Source organism: Dyella terrae (genome assembly GCF_022394535.1).
Lineage (GTDB): Bacteria > Pseudomonadota > Gammaproteobacteria > Xanthomonadales > Rhodanobacteraceae > Dyella.
This window is the reverse complement of sequence record NZ_CP089414.1, coordinates 4,328,542-4,350,735: the sequence shown is the minus strand read 5'-3', so window position 1 is coordinate 4,350,735 and position 22,194 is coordinate 4,328,542. Positions and strand designations below refer to the sequence as shown.

Annotated in this window: 15 protein-coding genes; 7 read left to right on the top strand and 8 right to left on the bottom strand. The window is 62.0% G+C overall.

The features are described 5' to 3' along the window. Nucleotides 1–48: 48 nt before the first annotated feature. From DYST_RS19155 to DYST_RS19145, 3 genes are all read right to left on the bottom strand, one after another. Nucleotides 49–2,844 carry a TonB-dependent receptor gene (locus DYST_RS19155; protein ID WP_239947594.1) on the bottom strand — a complete coding sequence of 932 codons (2,796 nt, stop codon included), beginning with the start codon at nucleotides 2,842–2,844 and terminating at the stop codon, nucleotides 49–51. Between the two features lie 118 nt (nucleotides 2,845–2,962). Beyond that, entirely contained in the window at nucleotides 2,963–4,075 is a 1,113-nt protein-coding gene (locus DYST_RS19150; protein ID WP_239947591.1) for a FecR family protein, read from the bottom strand. Continuing rightward, nucleotides 4,068–4,583 carry an RNA polymerase sigma factor gene (locus tag DYST_RS19145; RefSeq protein WP_239947589.1) on the bottom strand — a complete coding sequence of 172 codons (516 nt, stop codon included), beginning with the start codon at nucleotides 4,581–4,583 and terminating at the stop codon, nucleotides 4,068–4,070. The genes DYST_RS19150 and DYST_RS19145 overlap by 8 nt, the downstream gene beginning before the upstream one ends. A 274-nt stretch (nucleotides 4,584–4,857) precedes the next feature. Between DYST_RS19145 and DYST_RS19140 the strand changes: the two genes are divergently transcribed. Further along, complete coding sequence (locus DYST_RS19140; protein ID WP_239947579.1) at nucleotides 4,858–5,652, top strand: TorF family putative porin; 795 nt, start codon at nucleotides 4,858–4,860, stop codon at nucleotides 5,650–5,652. On the opposite strand, the gene DYST_RS19135 is transcribed toward DYST_RS19140, so the two are convergent. Both DYST_RS19135 and DYST_RS19130 read right to left on the bottom strand, forming a co-directional pair. Next, complete coding sequence (locus tag DYST_RS19135; RefSeq protein ID WP_239947570.1) at nucleotides 5,619–6,368, bottom strand: response regulator; 750 nt, start codon at nucleotides 6,366–6,368, stop codon at nucleotides 5,619–5,621. The two genes, DYST_RS19140 and DYST_RS19135, sit on opposite strands and share 34 nt — an antisense overlap. After that, nucleotides 6,365–7,756, bottom strand: a complete 1,392-nt coding sequence (locus DYST_RS19130; protein WP_239947568.1) for a DUF4118 domain-containing protein — start codon at nucleotides 7,754–7,756, stop codon at nucleotides 6,365–6,367. The genes DYST_RS19135 and DYST_RS19130 overlap by 4 nt, the downstream gene beginning before the upstream one ends. 929 nt (nucleotides 7,757–8,685) lie before the next feature. On the opposite strand from DYST_RS19130, the gene DYST_RS19125 reads away from it, so the two are divergent. The 5 genes from DYST_RS19125 (at nucleotide 8,686) to DYST_RS19105 (ending at nucleotide 18,544) form a co-directional block, all read left to right on the top strand. Continuing rightward, nucleotides 8,686–11,331, top strand: coding sequence for a TonB-dependent receptor (locus DYST_RS19125; RefSeq protein ID WP_239947567.1), 2,646 nt, complete (start codon nucleotides 8,686–8,688; stop codon nucleotides 11,329–11,331). A gap of 110 nt (nucleotides 11,332–11,441) precedes the next feature. Then, the gene (locus DYST_RS19120) at nucleotides 11,442–14,087 is read left to right on the top strand and encodes a beta-mannosidase (protein ID WP_239947565.1); all 2,646 of its coding nucleotides are present in this window, start codon (nucleotides 11,442–11,444) and stop codon (nucleotides 14,085–14,087) included. Beyond that, nucleotides 14,084–15,523, top strand: a complete 1,440-nt coding sequence (locus DYST_RS19115) for a glycoside hydrolase family 125 protein (protein WP_239947563.1) — start codon at nucleotides 14,084–14,086, stop codon at nucleotides 15,521–15,523. The genes DYST_RS19120 and DYST_RS19115 overlap by 4 nt, the downstream gene beginning before the upstream one ends. 64 nt (nucleotides 15,524–15,587) lie before the next feature. Then, nucleotides 15,588–18,005, top strand: a complete 2,418-nt coding sequence (locus tag DYST_RS19110; RefSeq protein WP_239947562.1) for a GH92 family glycosyl hydrolase — start codon at nucleotides 15,588–15,590, stop codon at nucleotides 18,003–18,005. A 2-nt stretch (nucleotides 18,006–18,007) separates the two neighbouring features. Beyond that, nucleotides 18,008–18,544: a gluconokinase gene (locus tag DYST_RS19105; protein ID WP_239947561.1), complete on the top strand. Its 537-nt coding sequence runs from the start codon at nucleotides 18,008–18,010 to the stop codon at nucleotides 18,542–18,544. A gap of 51 nt (nucleotides 18,545–18,595) precedes the next feature. On the opposite strand, the gene DYST_RS19100 is transcribed toward DYST_RS19105, so the two are convergent. From DYST_RS19100 to DYST_RS19090, 3 genes are all read right to left on the bottom strand, one after another. Beyond that, nucleotides 18,596–19,216 carry a DNA-3-methyladenine glycosylase gene (locus DYST_RS19100; RefSeq protein WP_239947560.1) on the bottom strand — a complete coding sequence of 207 codons (621 nt, stop codon included), beginning with the start codon at nucleotides 19,214–19,216 and terminating at the stop codon, nucleotides 18,596–18,598. 227 nt (nucleotides 19,217–19,443) lie between these two features. Beyond that, a complete protein-coding gene (locus tag DYST_RS19095; RefSeq protein ID WP_239947559.1) occupies nucleotides 19,444–20,478 on the bottom strand; it encodes a fimbrial protein in 1,035 nt (344 codons plus the stop codon). A gap of 121 nt (nucleotides 20,479–20,599) precedes the next feature. Then, nucleotides 20,600–20,875, bottom strand: a complete 276-nt coding sequence (locus DYST_RS19090) for a FimD/PapC C-terminal domain-containing protein (RefSeq protein WP_239947558.1) — start codon at nucleotides 20,873–20,875, stop codon at nucleotides 20,600–20,602. Nucleotides 20,876–21,229: 354 nt separating this feature from the next. Between DYST_RS19090 and DYST_RS19085 the strand changes: the two genes are divergently transcribed. Next, nucleotides 21,230–22,183 carry a LysR family transcriptional regulator gene (locus DYST_RS19085; RefSeq protein WP_239947557.1) on the top strand — a complete coding sequence of 318 codons (954 nt, stop codon included), beginning with the start codon at nucleotides 21,230–21,232 and terminating at the stop codon, nucleotides 22,181–22,183. Nucleotides 22,184–22,194: the final 11 nt, after the last annotated feature.

Here is a 22,194-nt window from a genome sequence, read left to right as displayed (position 1 = left end):
CATCCCGCGCGCCGCCATGCGGAGCGACGCGCGGGACGCCAAACGCCGTTAGAAGCGGTACATCACCGAGGCGCGGAACGAGCGACCCAGCAACGGACGCGCGATGAACACGCTCTTGGTCGCGTCACTGCTCGCCAGCTCGCCGGCACGCGGGTTGCCTTCGGTCAGGCCCAGCGAGTTGTTGAGGTTGTCGGCATAGAAGAAGAACGACAGCTCCGGCGTCATCTGGTAGCGCGCGCTAAAACCGATGGTGTGGTACTGCGGCAACACCACCGAGTTAGCCGTATCCACATAGCGCCGACCCTCGTACTCGTAGGACATCTGCAAGCGCAGCTTGTCGTCGAGCAGGTTCACGCCGGGAACGATACGAAAGCTGTTCTTCGGCACGCGAATGAGCTGATTGTCGTCGTAGTTGAGCAACACCGGCGCACCCGCCGTAACGGTGGTGTAGCTCAGTCCCTTGTACTTCGGATCCTGCACCGTGGCCGTGTATTGCACGTCGAACCACTTGGACGGATAGAACGTACCTTCCAGCTCCAGTCCATAGGTTTCGGTGTTCGCATAGCCGGTCTGCGGCGTCGACACACCGGTGTTCGGGTTGAACACATAGTTGCTGAAGCTGACGTTGTTGTACTTGGTATAGAACAGCGTGGCGTATGCATCCATGTAACGGTTGCTGTACTTGTAGCCCATCTCCGGCAGGATCATCGTCTGCGTGATGGGTGTAGCCGTCGGCGAGGTGATGTACGAGCTAAGGTTCGGCAAACGGAACGTGGACGTGTAGCGGGCAAACACACCCTGATGCTCGCTGAACTGGTAGTTGGCGCCCAAGGTCCAACCCAGCTTGTTGAAGCTGTGGTCGTAATCGGCGTACTGCCCGCTGCCAGTGAGAATGTTGCTCGTCGCAGGCGTACCCAGGTTCACGGTTTGTGACAGCTCGGTCCAGCCCGTCGTATTCACGCGCTCCCAGCGCGCGCCGCCATCAATGCGGAGTTTGTCGTTGACCTGCCATTCGTCCGAGGCATAGAACGCGCTGGTGTTAGATGTGCCACTGGCATGTGCCCACTCGTAGCCATAGCCATAGATGCCATTGTTGGTCAGCTTGCCGAGCGCATTGCCGTTGGCACCCACCGCCACTACGTCCAGCAGGCGTGCGTTGTCGGTCGCGGTGAGGATCGCCGTCGACGAGTAGCGATCAAAGCTCTGGTTGAAGTGCGCGTAGTAGTAACCGAACGTCACGTCGTGCGTCTGGTCACCCAATTCGAACTTGCGTAGAAGGCGCGTGTCGCTGGTGAACTCGTTCATCGGCATGGTGATGCCGCGCAAGCCGCCCGTCACGACCAGGCCGTTATTGGGACTGGCGTTGTACGCCTGCCCGTTATCCACGTATTGCAGCTGCATGCCAGCCGCATTCGGATAGTACTGGGCAAGCCGGCTCTGGGCGGTGCTGAGGAAGCCCGCGGTCGTTTGCACGGCATTCGGATACACACCGTTGCGCTGCGTATCGGTATCGCTGTAGCGCAGGTTCTCCGCAATCTTCCAGCCAGCGCCCAGGTTGTAGTCGAACTTCACCGTGAACTGCGTGCGCTTGACCTGCGTGCCCAGCGAGTTGTCGAAGTTGTACAGGCTGCCGTTGCCCTGAATCATCTGGATGTGTTCGGTCTCCGGCCCGGCGAGCGTGCCGTAGTTGCCATTGAAACCCGGCACGGCCTGCAGATCGCCGCTGGCATTGCGATACATCGGGATGCCAAGGTCCAACGCCACCTTGTCGTCCATGTGCTTCACGTCGAAGCTGATGCTGCCGTTTTCGAACTGCTTGGAAAGCGAGGCGCGCAACTGGCCGCCTTGATCGTTCGTGAAGCCGGGGCTGCGGACGCCATTATCCTGACGAAAGAAACCACCCGCACTGAGCTTCCAGCCATCGCCGATGGGCGTGCCGTACCAGAAGTCGAGGCGATTGAGCCCGTAGTTACCCACGGTGTACTTCACCAGGCCTTCGGCGGAGTCACCGACCTGACGCGGAATGAAGTTGATCGCACCGGCCGGCGCATTCGAATAGAAGATGGATGACGGACCACCGCGCACCACTTCGATACGATCGATGGTTTCATCCAGACGAAAAGCCTGATCGGCATTGAGGTAGCCAAGTGCTGGATCGTGCTGCACCGGAATGCCGTCTTCCAGCAGGTTCACCGAGCCAAAACCGTCCACCGGAATACCACGTGCGCGAATGTTGCCACTCGCTTCGCCACCCGACGACTCCACCCAGAAACCCGGCACCGACTTCATCGCCTCGGTGACGCTGGTCGGGTTCTGCATGCGCAGGCGGTCTTCGTCGATGGTGGTGATGGAGTAGCTGGTCTGTGCCTTGGTGCGCTCGTCCACGCCGGAACGCGCCGTCACCACCACCTGATCGAGATCCTTTGCACTCTTGTTGCCGCCGGATGAAGCAGCCGTGTCACCGACCGGATTGGAGCTTGCGTTACCGGCCGTCGTCACCGCAGCGGAGGCCGGATTGCCCGCATTGGCTGCCACGTTTCCCGAGATGATCGACACCGTATTCGGCGTGACCAGACGGTAGGTCAGGCCCGTGCCTGCCAGCAACTGACGCAGTTGCTGTTCCGGCGCTAGGCCGGCGTCGGCACCCGGGCTGCGCACGGTATCGGCGATATCTGAACCATAGACGATCTGCATGCCCGCTTCGTGCGAGAAGTTCTCCAGTGCCTTGGCGAGCGGCATCGGCGCAATAGCCGTCGTATGCAATGCACCGGCTTGGGCGAAAACCGCCAGAGGAAGACTGACGCCAAGCGCCAGCGCGATATGGAAAGCCAAACGATGTCGCATTTTGAAAGAAGCCTTGAGTGGGTTAGTCAACGGTTGGCGACATGAGTTTTCGCCAGCCCATACCCTTCAAGAGCCGCCCGACGCGAAACCGGGTACCTCCGATTGCATGAATCTTTTCTTACAGATGGCTGTTTTTCGTTTCAGTTTGGTTTGAAGCCACGACGCGCACACGGTCGCTCTCTTCGATAACGCGCACATCCGGCAGCGTCGCCAGGTAGGCCGCGAACGCTTGTGGATTGTTCGCGTGAAAGATGCCGCTGATGCGTTCGCCGGCGATGTGTTCGTTCTCGATCACCAATGGCTTGATGGTGTAGGCATTGAAGCGCCGTGCCACGTTGCCGATGGTTTCATGCTGAAAACGGATGTCCGTTGGCAGCCAAGCGGTCACTTTCGCCATCTGCGCTGGCCGCTTCCCGCCCACGTCAGTGTTGCCGAGTGAGATCTGTTGACCCGCGGTGAGGTCCGCCACGGCGTCACCACCGAGCAACGCGATGTCAAAGCCCTTAAGCGACGCATCCGGCACATTGAGCACGCGCACGCGGCCGCTGATGACGGTCAGCGTATCGCCACTGCTCTCTCGCCTCACGTCGAACACGGTACCGATATCCTGCAACACATGGCCGCCCACGCTGACCAGCATCGGCCGCTTCGGATCCTTACCCACATCGAACAAGGCGTTGCCGCGCACCACTTCGATCCGGCGCAGGCGTCCGTCGAAATGCACATCGATGAGGCTGTCGCGATCCAACTGGACCAGCGTGCCGTCAGGCAGGGTCACCGAGCGTACGGATGCGTCACCCGCGTAGCTCTGCTGAACACGACCATCGGCAGTGCGCCAGTAGCCAACGCCGAGCCACGCCATGACTACGGCGGCTGCCAGCCCCGCCAAGGCGATGGCTGCGCGTCGCACGCGTCCCGCACGTGGCTCGTCCGGCTTCCGCATGACGCCGCCCATCCCCGGAAACATGATCACCGGGTTATCGCGGGCCGCCTGCTCCACCAGCGCCTCACTTGTCAGCGCCTGCAATGAGGCCGCAGCCTTCAGGTCGCCGTGCATCTGCGCCACCGCGAAGTACTCCGCCACATGGCGCGGCGAAGCACGCAGCCAATGGAGGAACGCGACGCGCTGGCGCTCGCTCAGCGGCTCCTGCTGCTCGATGTACCAGGACACGGCCTGTTCAGTGATGCGCCGCGCCTGCCGTGCGGCATCGAATTGTGTGGAATCACTCATAGTCGGCCATCCTTTGCCGGCATGCTGCCAAGCCTTTGACGATGTACTTCTTCACCATGTTCGTCGAGATAGACATGCGCTCGGCGATCTCGCGATACGACATCTCGTCGCGATAGTGCATGACGAGCACGGCCTTGCACTTGGGCGAGAGCCGGTCGATCAGGGCGCCGAGGCGCTCCCGCCGTAGCCGGCTATCCATGTCCGCCTCGGGGTTGGCCGGTGCCGCAAGCTGCTCCACCACTTGCTCGAGCTCGTCGCTACCCAACGGCTGCTGCTGGCGCAGCACGGCATGCTCCTTCACCAGGTTCGCGGCCACGGTGAACAGGTAGGCCTCGGGGCTGCGAATGTTGGCCGCGTCGTCGGGCTCGATGCGCAACAAGCGCAGATACACCTCTTGCACCAAGTCCTGAGCATCCCAGCGGTGCGCCACGCGCCGCAGAAAGTATTTGCTCAGCATCGCGCCTTTTTCGGCGAATAACGCCGACCACGCCCCATGCTTTTCGCGCACACCGCCTCCTTCGACCGTGTTCGCCGAGGAAGGCTACGGCTCTGCGTCAGCCTCGGAGCCTAGGGTGCCGTTGTGACGGTTAGATGAAACGTGGCGCTCGCCAACGTCTTCTCACTCCCTCCACGACAACCACGAAAGCCTGATGCACGCCTTGATGCCGCCTTGATACGGAAGGCTGAAATCCAGCGTCGTCTTTGTATCCCCATCCCTAGCATTCCTCAGGAATTTCGGCACTCGGACAGCTTCCGTAAGTGCCTCCACGCGGATGCAGGACATGAAAAAAATACTGAGCTTCACCCTCGTTTCCATGCTGGCTGGCGCATCCAGTCTGTTACATGCGCAAGACACCCTAGGCGGCGGTCCGGCCGATGGCGGCACCCCACCCCCTATCCCCTCACAACCCGCGCCGGATACTTGGCAGGTCGCGTTCAACGTGGGCGCACAATCCGACTACATCTTTCGCGGCATCAGCCAGACCAACCAACGTCCGTCAGGCTTTGCAGGGCTGGACGTTACCGCCAAGGGCGCGTTTTACGCCGGCGTGTGGACGTCCAATGTGGATTTCAGTCCCTCTGGCGACACCCGCACCCGGCAGGAGGTCGACCTGTACGGCGGCTGGCGCCCCACGTTCGCGGGCATCACCTTCGATCTGGGCTATATCCACTACGGCTATCTGCACCAACCCAAGGATATGACCGAGTCGTATGCCGAAACCTATCTGCGGGCTAGCCACGCCTTCGGTCCGGTGACATTGGGTGGCGCGGTGTACTACTCGCCGAATTTCCCGGGCATCGCTCGACATGCGATGTATGCGGAAGGCAATGTCGCGTACACGATAGACCCAGCGTGGACTGTTTCCGTGGCCATGGGCCGACAGACCATTGGCAGCTCCGTGATGCGCGACGACGGCTCACGCGCCGATTTCAGCTACAACACGTGGAATGCCGGCGTCACCTGGACGATTCGCGACGGCCTGTCACTGGACCTGCGTTACTGGGATACCAACGCGCATGACTCCGGCCACATCTACGGCTCTCACGCGGTGGCCGCACTGAAGTTCGCGTTCTGACCCGCTGCCTGCGCGCTTTCCCGCGCCACCCCGGCCAGTCGATAGCCCACTTGCAGCTCGGTGAGCAGATGACGTGGCCGGGGTGGATGCTCTTCCAGCTTCTGGCGCAGGTTGGTCATGTAGACGCGCACGTAGTGGGCACGAGCTGCATAACCCGGCCCCCACACATCCAGCAACAACTGGCGATAGGTCATCACCTTGCCCTGGCCGCGCACCAGCGCCGCCAGCAGGCGAAATTCGATGGGTGTGAGATGGATCAGCTCATCGTGGCGAACCACTTCGTGCGTGGCCAGGTCCACCCGCACGTCGCCGAAGCACACCACGGAGGATTCGGGGCCAGAAGACACCATGCTGGCACGTCGGAGCTGTGCCTTGGCCCGGGCGAGCAATTCGGGCACGCCGAAGGGCTTCACCAGATAATCGTCCGCACCCGCTTCAAGCGCTTCCACTTTTTCCTGCTCGTGCTCGCGTGCGGACAGGACAATCACAGGGACGCTGGACCAGCGGCGCACTTCACGGATGAGGGTCTTGCCATCCGCATCGGGAAGGCCAAGGTCCACGATAAGCAACTGCGGCTGTCGCGAGGCGGAGTCGATGCGCGCATCGCAGGCGTTGCCCGCCTCGAAAACCTGCATCCCTTCGCGCTCCAGCGACAAGCGCACGAAGCGGCGGATGTCCGATTCGTCTTCGACAACGAGGACGCGTGGACGATTCATAGAACTTCACGCTCCAGTTCGGGCATGTCTGCGATGGGCAAGCTCACCCGGAAGCACACGCCACGCGATTTACCACCAAGCACATCCATAGATCCGCCGTGTGCCTGCACGATGCTTTGACACAAGGCCAGCCCCAAGCCCGTGCCCGGCGCGTTGCGCGCACATGTGGCGGTCGGGATATGTCTGGCCATGTCGGGCGGCAACCCCGGCCCATCATCTTCCACATCGATCATCAAACAGTCTTCATTCTTTTGCGCACGGATCCATATCGACGCTGATGCAGGCGTGTGCTTGGCTGCGTTATCCAGCAGATTGACGATGACGTGCTCGAACAGGCGCGCATCCATGCGCACCAGCGGCAACCCCGGCGGCCATTCGATGTTTACGGGGCGATGGCCGAGCACCACATCCATGGCGGCCAGCGCGCTGCCGACTACCTCGCCCACGTCGTGCCAGTCCAGTTCGAGGTGCGTGCCGTCATCCTGCATCCGCGCCAGATCGAGCAGGTTGCTGACCTGGCGGTGCATGGCATCGGCCTGACGATGGATGGCACGCGCCATGTCGCGCCCCTCGGCGGACGATGAAGCGTTGCCAAGCTCCAGCGTTTCCGCCAACCCGCGTATGGCAGTCAGCGGCGTCTTCAGGTCGTGCGATACCGCTGCAAGCAAGGTGTGCCGAAAGCGCTCACCCTCCATCCTGACCAGCGTGTCGCGCGCCTCGTCGGTGAAATGCACGCGGTCCAGCGCCTGCGCGACCAAGGCGCAACAGGCTTCCAACTGCCGCTGATCATCCTCGTCCAGCACCCATGCCGCTTCGCGGTGAAAGGCCAGCACGCCGTGCGTGCGCGTGGGTGAAATCAAGGGGATGTAGTGCATCCGGTGTCCACTGGCTGACGCCGACACGATGGCGCCATCGATATCGGCCATTCCGCCTTCCACATCGGGTTGCAGCAGAACGCCGGTCGCGCCGAACAAGGGCGCGATGCGATGGCTGCAGACGCTGGCGATCTGCATCACCCTCGATGTGGCGGACAGATCACGCGCCACGTCCGCCAGCGCGACGGCTCGGCGCTCGCCCGCCAATGCGGAGGCGGCTTCCGCCCGTATGCGCGCCACAAGCTGGCCGGTGACCAAGGCAATCACCAGCGTCAGCACAAAGGTGAACAGGTACTGCGCATCGGAAAGACGAAACGCGAGCACCGGCGGTACGAAGAAGAAGTCGAAGCACGTCACGCCGACCAACGCGGCAACGCTGCCCGCCAGCTTGCCCCAGCGCAAGGCCACCACCACCACGGTGAACAGGAACAAGGCGACAACGTTGGAGATGTCGAACACCCGCACCAGGAGTTCGCCAAGCAAGGTGGCGATAGCGCAGGCCAGCAGCGCCATCAGGACTCCCCGCAGCGTCTCCACGCCGGCGGCATGCCTGCCGGGCCATCGGCGATACGCGGATGCCTCCGGAACCATAAAGCGCGCCAACCGCGTCGCCAACATCGCGGCTTATTCGGCCGGCACGGGCACGCGCATGCCGCGCGTCGCGATGCCGGCCCTAGACATGCATGTCGCCGCCCGCTCGCGCCGACGTCCGTGGGTGTCACTGCAATCCATGCGGCCATTCTGTGGGGGCGGCCATAAAGTTGGGGTATGGGGCACACGGCAACTCGTATAGATGCCGTAAAGCGTAAGGTCGTCCGCCCTCGATTCACCGGCAACAGGCCCGTACGGGCACCGATCGCAGCGATTTGCGATGCATTGCAACAAAGACCCGCACGAGCCGATCACCGGCGGTCCGGAATGCCCTGACCACCGCCAAACGCAGGCATGGCCTGATCCCACCGAGGGTGGGCCCATGTGCCCGTCAGACAGCACTCCTTAGATCGATTCAAGAAGGCCTGTTTCTATATTGCAGCGCAATATTTGGCCCTATCCATCCACCCAGAAAAATCAATACCTTGGGATACTGGTCTCTTCTTTAGATCGAGTGAAATTTTTTGTTGACAACGTTATCAGCGGACTTCAAGAATGGTCTGGTCGTCGGTGACCTCCACACGTAGCCGGCGGTGCGGCGAGGGGTTTTGAGTCGTGTGACACCGGAAGGGCGAACCCGCCAGCCACGGCGACCAGTCGCCTCACCGGCACCAGCATCAACGGCCGCAACGACCGGCCCCCTCGCCGGCCCCATCGACCCAATTCATACGAACCGTCAGGACCACCACCGCAAGGTAGTGCAGGCGAGTTCGTCCCGAACAATCCGGGATACGCGCTCCCCCGCGTCTCCCCCAGCCCGCTCAGCGCTTTGTCGTTGCAGGGAGATAGGCGTGACGTATCGCAAGACCGCACTTTGGATGAGCCTGGCCAGCGCGTTGTTCGCGAGCGCAACAGCCATGGCACAGGACGCCGCCAGCACCCAGGGCACGGCACCCAATGGCAGCACGCAACAGACGGCGAACGGGCAGTCCAATCCGACGGACCCGGCCAAGGCCAAGCAGTTGGAAGGCGTCACCGTTACCGGCATCCGCGCCAGCCTGCAGAAGTCGCTGGATCTCAAGCGCAACTCCGACTCCATCGTCGATGCGATCTCGGCTGAGGACGTGGGCAAGTTCCCGGACACCAACGTGGCCGAATCGCTCTCGCACCTGCCCGGCATCAGCGTGGACCGCAATTTCGGCGAGGGTGACAAGGTCAGCATTCTCGGCACCGACCCGGCATTGAACCGGTTGTTGCTCAACGGCCAGACGCTGGCGTCGACCAATTGGACGTCTGACCCGAATAACCCGGATAGCCGCTCGTTCGACTACAGCCTGCTCACCTCCGAAATCATCGGTACGGCAGAGGTCTACAAGACCCCGCAGGCGCGCATCGATGAAGGCTCCATCGGCGGTACGGTGATCATCAACACGCGTCGCCCGCTGGACCTGAAAGCCAACACGCTGACCGGCACGCTGGGCTACCAGTACAACGACCGCGCCGACAAGGGCGAGCCGCAGGGTTCGCTGCTGTACAGCTGGAAAAACAACGACAGCACGTTCGGCGTGCTGGGTTCGGTGATGCATTCGGACCGCGTCATCCAGCGCGAAGGCACCGAGATCTTCGGCTACCAGCGCGCCAATGACCCGACCGATACGGACCCCAACCACCAGTTCGCGCCGGGTGTGGTGCCGCCGGGCCAGACGGGCGTGTACCCGACCGCCATCAACACCGCCCTGTTCAAGCAGGAGCGTAAGCGCGACGGTGTGTCCACCGATATCCAGTGGAAGCCGAACGAAGCGTTCGAGCTGAACTTCACCGGCCTTTACGTCACCGAGAAGTTCAACAACTTCAACCAGAGCCGCTACGGCGACTGGTCCGGCAGCGCGCCTGACGCGACGGCGATGAACTTCTCCAACGGCGTGGCCACCAGCGGTTCGTACGGCGCAGGTGCGCCGACCTATCTGGACGGCTACGAGCGCTTCTCCAAGGTCAACACCGGCAGCGCACAGTTGCGTGCCGACTGGCACGGCGACGGCTGGAACGCATCCAGCCAGTTGGGCTACACCAGCTCCACCGGTGGTTCGCAGGGCATCTACAACGTGCAGTTCCGCGGCTACGGCGGCTACAACTGGAACCTCAACGGCCAGAACCCGCAGATCAACTACAACGCCGCGAACGACCCGAGCGACATGCTGGCCCACGGCGCCGGCTTCAGCTACGCGCCGAGCTACGACAAGGAGCGCTACTTCCAGGCCGACTTCAACCACGACCTCAGCTGGGGCCCGTTGAACGAGATCGAAGTGGGCATCAAGGCAAGCAACCACTACAACGGTCAGACCGGCTACCAGGCAAGCATCCCCACGCAGGATGGCTCCGGTGTATCACTGGCTGACCTCAACGGCGGCGGCACGCCTGGCGGCTACCTCGACGGCCTCGACCCGACCGCGAGCATGGCCAACTGGACACAGATCAACCGCGGTGGCCTGAAGAGCTACGTCGAGTCGCTCTATAGCAATGCGCCGATGGACCCGAAGGCCACCTACGGTATCCAGGAGCAGAATCGCGCGTTCTACTGGCAGGCCGATTTCGCCGGCACCGACTACCGCGGCAACTTCGGCATGCGCTATTTCCACACGCGCGATACCGTCACCGGCTACAACTTCATCGGTAACAACCAGTACGCACCGGTGGACAAGCGCAGCAGCTATGGCGAATGGCTGCCGTCGTTCAACATTGCGTACGACCCCATTGAAGACGTCACGCTGCGCTTTGCCGCCGCCAAGACCGTCGCGCGCCCGCGCTTCCAGGAAATGACGCCGTACGTCGCACTGGATGACCGCACCCTTACCGGTTCGGGTGGCAACACCGATCTGAAGCCGTACAAGTCGACCAACTACGACGCGACGGCCGAGTGGTACTTCGCAGAGAACAGCCTGCTGTCGGCGGAATTCTTCTTCCGTCGCATCTCCGGCTACATCCTCAATACCAACGTGCCGCAGACGCACTACAACGTCACCGACCAGCAGGACGACGTGTACCAGATGGAGATCCCGGTGAACGCCGGCGTCGCCAAGGTGAAGGGCCTGTCGCTGACCTACCAGGGCAACTTTGCCTACGGCTTCGGCCTGCTGGCGAACTACACCTTGTCCGATGCGGACACCAGCAACGGGTTCCCGCTGCCGTACAACTCGAAGAACGCGTTCAACCTCACGCCTTACTTCGAGAACGGACCGTGGAGCGCGCGCGTCACCTATAGCTGGCGCTCGCACTACTTCACGCAGATCGCACAGCTGCAGTCCTCACAGATCACCGGCATCTTCCGCGAACTGGATGCGTCGCTGGGTTACCAGATCAACGACCACATGCGTGTCTCGCTGGATGGCACCAACCTGCTGGATTCCACCTACTTCGTCTACAACAACACACCGGCTCAGCCACTAAACGCTTACAAGAACGGCCGCACGTACACAGTCAATCTCGGATTCAAGTTGTAAGACCCCCCACTTCCGGGCGCTCTCGTAGCGCCCGTTTTTTTGGGGCGATATCCACTTTCTTTCGCCCTGTGCGATAAGAGACCTTTCAGCAAGAAGCGGAGCGCCTTGCCTTGTCATCCCTGACACGTCTTTCCGTTGGCCTGCTGGCCGCCCTCGCCTTCGCACGCGCGTCCACGCTGGGCGCCACCACCGTGACGCCGCTCGACGACGGCTGGCAATTCCGCCTGGCGCCCGACTCAGCGCTGGTTGCTCAGCACCCTGACCAGACGACCTGGACCCCTGCCCACGTGCCTGGCAGCGTGCAGACCGATCTGCTGACCACCGGCAACATCGGCGACCCGTTCTTCCGCGACAACGAAGCGCAACAGCAATGGATCGGCCTGGCCGACTGGGACTACCAGCTAGTCTTCAACGTCGATGCCGCCACGCTGAAGCAGGACCACGTCGACCTGGTATTCGACGGCGTGGACACCTTTGCTGACATCAGCCTCAACGACAAGCCACTACTGAAAACCGGCAACATGTTCCGCCGCTGGCGCCTGCCCGTGAAGGATGTGCTGCACGCCGGCAGCAACACGCTCACCGTGCGCCTGCATTCGCCCATCGCGAAACTGCAACCGTGGCTGCTAATGCAGCCATATGCCCTGCCCGGCGAATTCGACTCCGCCTTCGGCGACGAGCCCAAGGGCAAGCAGACCTCCAACTACGTGCGCAAGGCCAATTACCAGTACGGCTGGGATTGGGGCCCGCGCTTCGTCACGATGGGCATCTGGCAGCCGGTGCAACTGGAAAGCTGGACCGACGCGCGACTGGAGGATTTCCACATTGCCCAGCCGCACGTGGATGCCGACAACGCCGAACTCGCCGCGGAAGTCTCGCTACAGGCAGGCAAGGCTGGCCGTGCACGCGTCACGGTGAGCTGGACCGCGCCGGATGGCAGCCAAGGCGAGATAGCCCAGGATGCCACGCTCAAATCCGGCGACAACACGCTGCGCGTACCGTTCGCCATCGCCAAGCCCGAACGCTGGTGGCCTGCCGGCTACGGCATGCAGAACCTCTATCGCTTCCACATGGAAGTGAAGCGCGGCAATGACACCCTCGCCAGCGCCGATCGCAGCACCGGCCTGCGCAGCGTCGAACTGCGCCGCGATCGTGATCAGTGGGGGCGCGGCTTCGCCTTCGTAGTGAACGGCGTGCCGATCTTCGCCAAGGGCGCGGATCTCATCCCGACCGATAGCTTCCCGGAGCGCACCACGCCGGAACAACTCAAGCAGCTGCTCACCTCCACCCGCGATGCCAACATGAACATGCTGCGCATGTGGGGTGGCGGTTACTACCAGAGCGATGCGTTCTACGACCTGGCCGACCAGATGGGCATCATGATCTGGCAGGACTTCATGTTTGGCGGCGCGATTACGCCGTATGACCACGAGTTCCTAGGCAACTCGCGCGTCGAAGCCGAGGAACAGGTACGCCGCTTGCGCAACCACCCCAGCATCGTGCTGTGGTGTGGCAACAACGAAGTGCAGACCGGCTGGGAATCCTGGCCAGACCGTATCGACTTCAAGAAAGCGATCAGCACCGACGAACGCCAGCGCATCGAGAACGGCATGCGCGAGCTATTCGGTCACACGCTGCGCGAAGTGGTGAAGACCAACGATCCCGACGTGCCCTACTGGGCCAGCTCGCCCAGCACGGATTTCGATGGCGAAGCCAACGTGCTGAACGACGGCGATTACCACTACTGGAAGGTGTGGTCGGGTTCCGAGCCCATCGATCACTATCTGGACATCACGCCGCGCTTCCAGTCTGAGTACGGCCTGCAGTCCTTCCCGGTGATGTCGACCATCGAGAGTTTCGCCACGCCGGCCGATATGACGCCGAACTCGCCGGTGATGCGTGCGCACCAGAAGTTCGCCAATGGCAATGGCAACGACCGCTTGCTGCTGTACATCCGCGCCAACTACGGCGAGCCGAAGGACTTCGCCTCCTTCGTCTACCTCAGCCAGTTGATGCAGGCCGAGGGCATCGAGCTTGCGGCAGAACACCTGCGCAGCGCGCGACCGCAGAGCATGGGCTCGCTGTACTGGCAGCTCAACGACGTATGGCCGGGGTCGTCCTGGTCCAGCATCGACTACTACGGCCGCTGGAAGGCGCTGCAGTTCCACGCCAAGCGCTTCTATGCACCGGTGGATGTGGTGCCGATCCGCCGTGATGGCCACACCACGCTGCATCTGGTCTCCGATCGCACCACGCCCTTCAACGCCACGCTGCGCACACGCGTCTATGACATGGCGGGCAAGTTGCTCAGCGAGAAGAGCGAGCCGGTGGAAGCCGCCGCACTTAGCAGCACATCCGTTGGCGAGTTCAGCGACGCAGAGCTGCTGCACGGTGCCAAACCCACGCAAAGCGTCGCCTCCTTCGATGTGATCGAGAACGACGAGGTCGTGGCGCATCACCTGCTCTACTTTGGTCTTGCCAAGACACTGAATCTGCCCAAGCACCCCGGCCTGAGCGCCGAGTGGATCAAGGACGACAACAGCACGGTGTTGCGCGTCAGCACAAAGCAGCTCGCTCGTGGCGTGTGGATCGACCTGGGCAAGCTCGACGCCACCCTTTCCAACAATGCCTTTGACCTGCTGCCGGGCGAGCATGTGGATATCGCCGTCAACAGCCAGGCAGACCTGCATGCCCTCAAGACGGCGCTCAAGCTGACCTCGCTGATCGACACCGTCAAACCGGAGACCACGCGATGATCACCTCTCGCCGCAACCTGCTCAAATGGATGGCGCTTGCGCCCGCTGCTGCATGGCTGTCGGATGGTGTCTTCGCAGCGACAGGTACGAGCGCCTTCGTCAGCCAGCGACCGCCCATCGGCAAGCGCAAGTTCACCAGTGCCGCCGTGGAAAAATTGCTCGCCCAGACCAAGGCCAAGATCAGTGATCCGGAACTGGCGTGGATGTTCGAGAACTGTTTCCCGAACACGCTGGACACCACGGTCGAAGTAGGCACGCTGCGTGGCAAGCCCGATACCTTCATCGTCACCGGCGATATCGACGCCATGTGGATGCGCGACTCGTCCGCGCAGGTGTGGCCGTACGTGCAGCTCGCGAAGCAGGACAAGGCGCTGCAACGGCTATTCCGCGGCCTGATCCATCGCCACGCGGTGTGCATCAGCATCGACCCCTACGCCAATGCGTTCATGCCCGATCCGGGTGCGAAGTCCAACCTGGATTGGTCCCAGCACGACATCACCGATATGAAACCCGGTGTGGCCGAGCGCAAATGGGAGATCGATTCGCTGTGCTACCCGATCCGCCTCGCGCATGGGTACTGGAAGGCCACGGGCGACACGACGGCTTTCGATGACGACTGGCATGCCGCCATGCGCACGGTGCTCAAGACGTTCCGCGAGCAGCAGCGCAAAGACGGCCCAGGGCCGTACCACTTCCAGCGCAGCTCGCCGATCCCGACCGAGTCGCAGTTCCTGCAGGGCTACGGCAATCCGACGCGCCCGGTGGGCATGATCCACGCGATGTTCCGCCCGTCGGACGATGCGACGGTCTATCCGTTCAATATCCCCGGCAACCTGTTCGCCGTCACCAGCCTGCGCCAGCTCGCGGAGATGCTCCGCGCCATCCGCCATGACGATGCTGGTGCGTCCGACTGCGTGGCGCTGGCCGATGAGATCCAGCGCGCGGTTGAAGCCTACGGCGTGATTCACGGCGACCAGGGTGACTACTGGGCTTATGAGGTGGACGGCTACGGCAACCAGTTGTTCATGGACGATGCCAACGTTCCCAGCTTGCTCGCCCTGCCCTATCTCCACGCCTGCGAACAGAACGACGCGCGCTACCTGCGCACGCGCGCGCAAGTGTGGAGCACGCACAATCCGTACTTCTTCAAAGGCAGTGCGGCGGAAGGCATCGGTGGCCCGCACGAAGGGCTGCGCATGATCTGGCCGATGTCGATCATGATGCGCGCCTTCACCAGCGACGACACGCGCGACATCGCCCAGTGCCTGACGTGGCTGAAAACCACGCATGCGGGCACAGGCTTTATGCATGAGTCGTTCGATCAGGACGATCCCGCCAAATTCACACGCACCTGGTTCGCCTGGGCCAACACCTTGTTCGGCGAATTGATCGTGCATCTGGCCGATAGCCACCCCGAGGTGCTGCGCAAGGCGTAGCACCGTTTCGATATCTCTACGGCCGCTGCTGGCGGCCTTCGTTTTGCTTCAAAGGAGTCAGACCATGGTTACGCGCCGCCGCTTTCTGCAAGGCATGGCCGCACTTTCCGTCCTGGGCAGCACCGCCAATGCCCTGCCGTCCTTTGCTGCCGCCGGCAAGAAGACCGCACTCGCCGATGGCGTCTCGCGCCACGTCGACGTGTTCGTCGGCACCGGCGGCCACGGCCACACCTTCCCCGGCCCCACGATGCCCTTCGGCATGGTGCAGCTCGGTCCCGATACCAACAACTGGCAGTGGGACAGCAGCTCCGGCTATCACCAGGGCGACGGCTCGATCATGGGCTTCTCGCATACGCACCTGTCCGGCACGGGCGCAAGCGACATGCTGGACGTGCTGGTGGTGCCAGCGATGGGCGCCGTACTCCTGCAGCCCGGTGACCGCGACTACGACGGGGTCAACTACACCTCGCGCTATGACGGCGTGCACGCGGACAACGGACCGAAGCCCAAGGGTTACCGCACCGGCGTCAAGGGCTACCGCTCGCACTACACCGGTGAAGAGGCACGCCCGGGTTACTACCGCGTGCAGCTCACCGACAGCCATGTGCTTGCCGAGTTGACCACGACCGAACGCGCGGGCATCCATCGCTACACCTTCCAGCAACCGGGTGACGCCCATCTGCTGGTCGACTTCGCGCATGGCTTCCACGATGACGCGAAGACGCCGACCAAGGTCACCGATGCTGAACTGAAACTGGTCGGCAACGACACGCTGGTCGGCAGTCGCGTGGTGCACCAGTGGGCCAACGGTCGCCATATCTATTTCGCGATGAAGGTGTCGCGCCCGTTCAAGCGCGGCACGCTCTACAACAATGACACCGCGCTTGCCGCCGGCAGCACACAGGCCAGCGGCACCAACCTCAAAGCCACGCTGCACTACGACACGCTCAACGACGCGCCGCTGCTGGTGAAGGTGGGTATTTCCGGCGTGGATATCGAAGGTGCGCTGCGCAACCTGACCAGCGAGATTCCCGCATGGGATTTCGACGGCGTGCAGGCGGCTGCCGAAGCCGCCTGGGAGCGCGAACTCAGCCGCATCCGCGTGGATACGCCGGATGAAACCATCAAGCGCACCTTCTACAGCTCGCTGTACCACACCATGCTCGCGCCCACGCTGTTCAGCGACGTGGACGGCCGCTACCGCGGCATGGACATGAAGGTGCACCAACTGGCCAAGGGGCAGCACAACTACAGCACCTACTCGCTGTGGGATACCTACCGCGCCGAGCATCCGTTGTTCACGCTGTATCAGGCCGATCGCGTGCCCGATCTCGTCAACGGCCTGGTGCGTATGGCGCAGGAGAGTCCCGCCGGTCCGCCCGTGTGGCCGCTGCAGGGCATCGAAACGGTGTGCATGATCGGCTACCACTCCGCCGTGGTCGTTGCCGAAGCGCAGGCCAAGGGCTTTACCGGCATCGACTACGCCGCGGCATGGCCGGTGTTCCGCAAGCGCGCCATGGAGGACGATTACTTCGGCCTGCCTGAGTACCGCAAGCGCGGCTATATCCCCAGCGATGTCGAGGGTGAAGCGGTCAGCAAGACGCTCGAGTACGCCTACGACGACTGGGTGATGTCGCACTACGCCGAAAAGCTCGGCCATCACGACGACGCCGTCGCGCTCAAGGCGCGTTCGCAGAACTACCGCAACGTATTCGACAAGGCGACAACGTTCACGCGTCCGCGCGGTAGCGACGGCAAGTGGCTGGAACCGTTCGACCCGCGCGCCATCGGCCATTCGAAGAAGTGGCGCGATTTCACTGAATCCAACGCGTGGCAGGCCACCTTCCTCAACCAGCACGACCTCTATGCCTACATGAAGTTGTTCGGCAGCGAGGATGCCTTCGAGAAGAAGCTGGACGAGTTGTTCAACATCGACAGCGAACTACCCGCGGACGCACCGCCGGACATCGCCGGCATGGTCGGCCAGTTCGCCTTCGGCAACGAACCCGCCCACCACGTGCCCTACCTTTACGCATATACCGGCGCGCACCACAAAACCCAGGCGCGCGTGCGCATGTTGCTGGAGACCATGTACCGCGCGGAACCCGACGGCCTGCCCGGCAACGAAGATTGCGGCCAGATGAGCGCGTGGTACGTGATGAGCGCTCTGGGACTTTACGCCGTGGACCCGGTGAGCACGCACTACGTGTTCGGCAGCCCCTTGCTGGATCGCGCCGAAGTGCAACTGGCCGGCGGCAAGAAGCTGGTGGTGCAGACGCAAGGCAACGGCAAGGGCCGCCCTTACATCCAGTCGGTCACCTGGAACGGTAAGCCGTGGACCAAGAGCTGGATCAGCCACGCCGAACTCACCGCCGGCGGCACGCTGTTGTTCGTGATGGGCGACAAGCCGAACACCGCGTTCGGCGCTGCGGCAGCGGATCGTCCGCCGAGCTACGGCAAGCCGGCCAGCGAACAGGTGTGATCGTGAGCGGCGCCCTGGATAAGAGCATGCGCGCTGTGGTGGTGATGGGAGTTTCCGGCTGCGGAAAAACCAGCATCGCCACAGCGCTGTGCGCGCATATCCAAGCACACATGATCGAGGGCGATGCGTTCCATCCCGAGCACAACATCCGAAAGATGGAGGCCGGCATCCCGTTGACGGATGCCGACCGCCAGGGCTGGCTGGAAACCCTGGGGCGCGAACTGCAACGTATGACCCAGGGCGACGATATCGTCGTACTGACATGCTCGGCGCTGAAGCGGCGCTATCGCGATACGCTGCGTGCCGCGCTGCCGGGCCTTGGCTTTGTCTTCCTGCAGCTTGCACCTGAGGAAGCTGGTCGGCGCGTCGCTCACCGCACCGGTCACTTCATGCCCGCGTCGCTGATCGACAGCCAGTTCCGTGATCTGGAACCACCGACCGGCGAATCGCGTGTAGTAACTATCGACGCTACCGAATCAAGCGACGTCATCGTCGACCGAATCGTGCACTGGTGGGCAACGTCTGCAACAACGCCGTAGGCATCGCGCCCGAAGAGCTAGAACATCCCCGGTGCCGAGTCATCACTTTCGTCAGGCGCCGCGAGCTACAGGCCCAGACACGTAGCGGTTATCCGGCACGCTCCATCGCCACGGCAAATCGACGCCCACGCGGATACCGATACGCGGTCCGCCGACCAGCGCCTTGGGCGGCGGCATGCCGTCATCGAGGATGGCAAAACCATCGCGCGCACCAACCAGATCGATGCCGTTCTGCGCCCCCGTGATGCCCATGGCCTGCGTCAGACGCGCTGGGCCGCGGCAAAGATCGCGCTCCTTCATTCCCCACGAACGCGCCTCGTACATCAGGTCTACGCCATGCAAGGGTTCCAGTGCGCGGATCAACACGCCCTCGCCCACCTGACAGACGCAGTTGCTACACCAGTGCATGCCATAGGTGAAGTACACATACATATGCCCTGCGGGGCCGAACATAACGGCGTTTCTCGGCGTCTGGCCGCGATACGTGTGCGCGGCGGGATCCATGGAGCCGACATAGGCCTCCACTTCCACAATGCGACCGGCACGACCATCCGCGCCCGCGAGGATCTTGTTGAGCAGTTGGGGAGCCACGTCCGTTGATGGGCGCTCGAAGAATGGCCGCGATACGACGGTGCCAGGCCAGGCCACGGATCGCCGAGATCTTTTGGGCATTCAAGGCTCCAGTCACGTCATGGATGAGGACATTCTAGTCATCCCAGCCGTTTCTACTTGGTCAAGGCATCGACCTGGAAGCCCCAAACTGAGGATGGCAGAAAGAGGGCGATGATGAATACGCATCCCGCGCTCAAGGACGTCACCTCAGCTCTAAGAAATGAAAAGGGGTGCTGAAGCACCCCTCTGACACGATGAATTAAACCATCAACTGCCGAATACCCATATCACTGGTAAGCGAAAGTAAACGTGGCAAAGGCATTCACGATGCCCGGGGTCACGGTATTGCTGGTGACGATGTACCGCGCGATAAATGGAATATTGATGGTGCCGCCCGTGGTGCTGCTAACGCTGAACTGGTTTTGCGAGCCCACCACGGCAGAATCCGGTCCAAAGCTCACTGGTGTGCCGTTTCGAACGAGTTGGATGCCTAAGCCGGTGACGGTGGAACTCGCGCCAAGATTTAGTATGTTGCTGGTGTTACCAGGATTTGTGGCGTCACTTATGGTCATGTAGACGCTGGTCGACTGGCCTACATCGCCCACCGAGCAGTTGAGCTGCACGTTGAAATCCACTGGATCGAACGTTTGGCCCACGGCCACATGAGGGTTGGCAACCGTACCCATGCCCACTTTCACGGACGGCGTGCTGACGCTACAGGCCGGGCTTTTGAGTGTCACAACGACCGACGAAGACCACTGATAGGTGACAAACCGGGTCGTGTAGGCACCATTGCTGTCGGTCATTTGAAAGTAGGCAATATCACCGCTCAACGTACCGCCCTGGGCAATGGGACCGATCTTGACCAGTTCAACAAGTACTTGGCGCGCCGCCATACCAGTCGCGGCGACCTGGTAGGGCATGAACGGGCTCGGTATATAGCCCCAAAAAATGGCGCTACCACCCGTGATATTGACTCGGAATCCCACACCCGGAATGGTGGTTGCATACAAATGGCCGCCGTTACCATAAGTGGGCCCCAAATCGGGGGCAGACCCAAGAAACCCGCCGCCAAAGTAACTATTCCCCCCCGGCGTCCCCGTGGACGTGCAGTTGGGGTTGTTAGCTCCGGGGAATGTGGTCGTAATCGTACCGATCACATCGCCAATAGCGGCACTGTTGTTCACAGTAACGGCAGGCCCCGTGACCAGAGCAATGATGGGACTGGAACATGTCGTGCCGGCGGCATGCACCAAGGTAGGCATGATCGGCGCCAACGCTAACAGGCCAAACAGAATCAGATGTCGAATAGCTGTGCTCATAATGAACCCACTGTGCTCAGGGGCATCACGAAATGCCCTAGGTGATGCAGTCGCGGAGTGGTGGAGTGCCCCCCCGGCACTGCAAATTAGGCTAGAGCCAATGTTGTTGCTTCAACGCCATTTATCGACACGTCGCATCGACATTTTCAAGCGCGCTGAACGCCGCTTCCTTGGCACGCACCGACAATTGATAGCTGACGTGGCACTGCTCCGCCGCCTCGCTGCCCCAGCGCACCAGCAAGGTGCCGCCGTCTTCCGCGCCGCGGACAAACAACTGTCCGCCCTGACCCACCATACCCACGGTGTCGCTCTTCTCGTTGAGAAGATCGGCACCGAACGGCATGAAAGCAGGGGTCAGAGTGCAGCGTCGTCCATCGACCATGGCTGATGGACGCACGGTAGAGAAACACCACGTATCAAACCGGTCACGCTCAGGCCTCCCACCTGTCGTTAAGCACATCGGCACCGAGCGGCAGTGAAACGTCCTCGAACTTTCGCGTCAACGAGAATGATCTGATTTAATTGGCGAGAAATCGGCTTCTTTGCTTGGATTCCAAGGGTGCCATCGGATTGAAGCGCCCTCGTTGATTTCAGTCAGATGGAAGTAGAGCTTCCTGTTCAAGTGCCGACTCCCCGCAAATCAGGGCCACGGATACCTGGAGGCGGCCGGGTCGTGACGTCATGCACAATGGGCGTAATCTCGGTTTCGCCGCGAGCAAGTGAGACTGCCCCTATGGATCGTTTGGACGCCATGAAAGTCTTCGTCGCCACGCTGGACGAAGGAAGTCTTACCGGGGCCAGTCGGAAGACCGGTCGCTCCGTAGCAGCAGTAAGTCGCGCTATTGCATTCCTTGAGGCGCGAGTGGGCGTGCCCTTGCTGCATCGGACTACGCGTTCGATAAAGTTGAGCGAGGCAGGCGAACGCTACGCCATCGCGTGCCGGAGACTGCTGATGGAGCTGGAGGAGGCCGAACGCATCGCGGCCGGTGAGCGCTCCGTTCCCCGCGGCACGCTGACCATCTCCGCCACCGTTTTCGTTGGCGCAGAGATACTGCGGCCCATCGTCGATGCCTTCTTGGACGAATATCCAACCGTCAACGTGCGACTGTACTTGCTGGAGCGACAGGTCAACCTGATCGACGAGGGAATGGATCTGGCCTTGCGCGTCACGCATCTGTCGGACTCCACACTCGTGGCACACAAAATCGGCGAGGTGCGCAGGTTGGTGGTGGCATCGCCGCGCTACCTGACGTCGCATCCGCGCATCACCGAGCCAGCCGACCTCGGCAAACACCAGATTATTGCCATGGACCATATGGGCCTGGCCTCGTGGAGCTTTCCACCGCTGGAGGGATCGTCAGTGCCGCGATCCATTTCGTTCACGCCTCGGCTGGTCATCAACAGCGTTCGCGGCGTTGTTGCGTCGGCGGTGGAAGGTCATGGTGTAACCCGTCTGCTTGCCTATCACGTAGCGCCTGAGATCAAGCAGGGTTTGCTTCAGGTTGTGCTTGCCGATGCAGAGCCAGCACCCGTACCCGCACACATCATTTCTCCGTATGGGCGCCTCGCCGTGCCCAAGGTCCGCGCGTTTGTCGACTTCGCGCTTCCGCGCCTGCGCTCTCGCTTCGCGTCCCTCGCCAAGGACGCCGCGACCTCGCCAGCCAAGGTGATTACAACGCGGCGCGCAAAAGTGTTTGCCGAGTAGCGGGGATTCGC

Excerpts from the sequence above, each read along its gene's own strand:
- DYST_RS19100 (WP_239947560.1), bottom strand. The coding sequence starts at position 19,216 with ATGCCCAAAAGATCTCGGCGATCCGTGGCCTGGCCTGGCACCGTCGTA.
- DYST_RS19110 (WP_239947562.1), top strand. The coding sequence starts at position 15,588 with ATGGTTACGCGCCGCCGCTTTCTGCAAGGCATGGCCGCACTTTCCGTC.
- DYST_RS19130 (WP_239947568.1), bottom strand. The coding sequence starts at position 7,756 with ATGGCGCTGCTGGCCTGCGCTATCGCCACCTTGCTTGGCGAACTCCTG.
- DYST_RS19140 (WP_239947579.1), top strand. The coding sequence starts at position 4,858 with ATGAAAAAAATACTGAGCTTCACCCTCGTTTCCATGCTGGCTGGCGCA.
- DYST_RS19085 (WP_239947557.1), top strand. The coding sequence starts at position 21,230 with ATGAAAGTCTTCGTCGCCACGCTGGACGAAGGAAGTCTTACCGGGGCC.
- DYST_RS19115 (WP_239947563.1), top strand. The coding sequence starts at position 14,084 with ATGATCACCTCTCGCCGCAACCTGCTCAAATGGATGGCGCTTGCGCCC.
- DYST_RS19150 (WP_239947591.1), bottom strand. The coding sequence starts at position 4,075 with ATGAGTGATTCCACACAATTCGATGCCGCACGGCAGGCGCGGCGCATC.
- DYST_RS19095 (WP_239947559.1), bottom strand. The coding sequence starts at position 20,478 with ATGAGCACAGCTATTCGACATCTGATTCTGTTTGGCCTGTTAGCGTTG.
- DYST_RS19135 (WP_239947570.1), bottom strand. The coding sequence starts at position 6,368 with ATGAATCGTCCACGCGTCCTCGTTGTCGAAGACGAATCGGACATCCGC.
- DYST_RS19155 (WP_239947594.1), bottom strand. The coding sequence starts at position 2,844 with ATGCGACATCGTTTGGCTTTCCATATCGCGCTGGCGCTTGGCGTCAGT.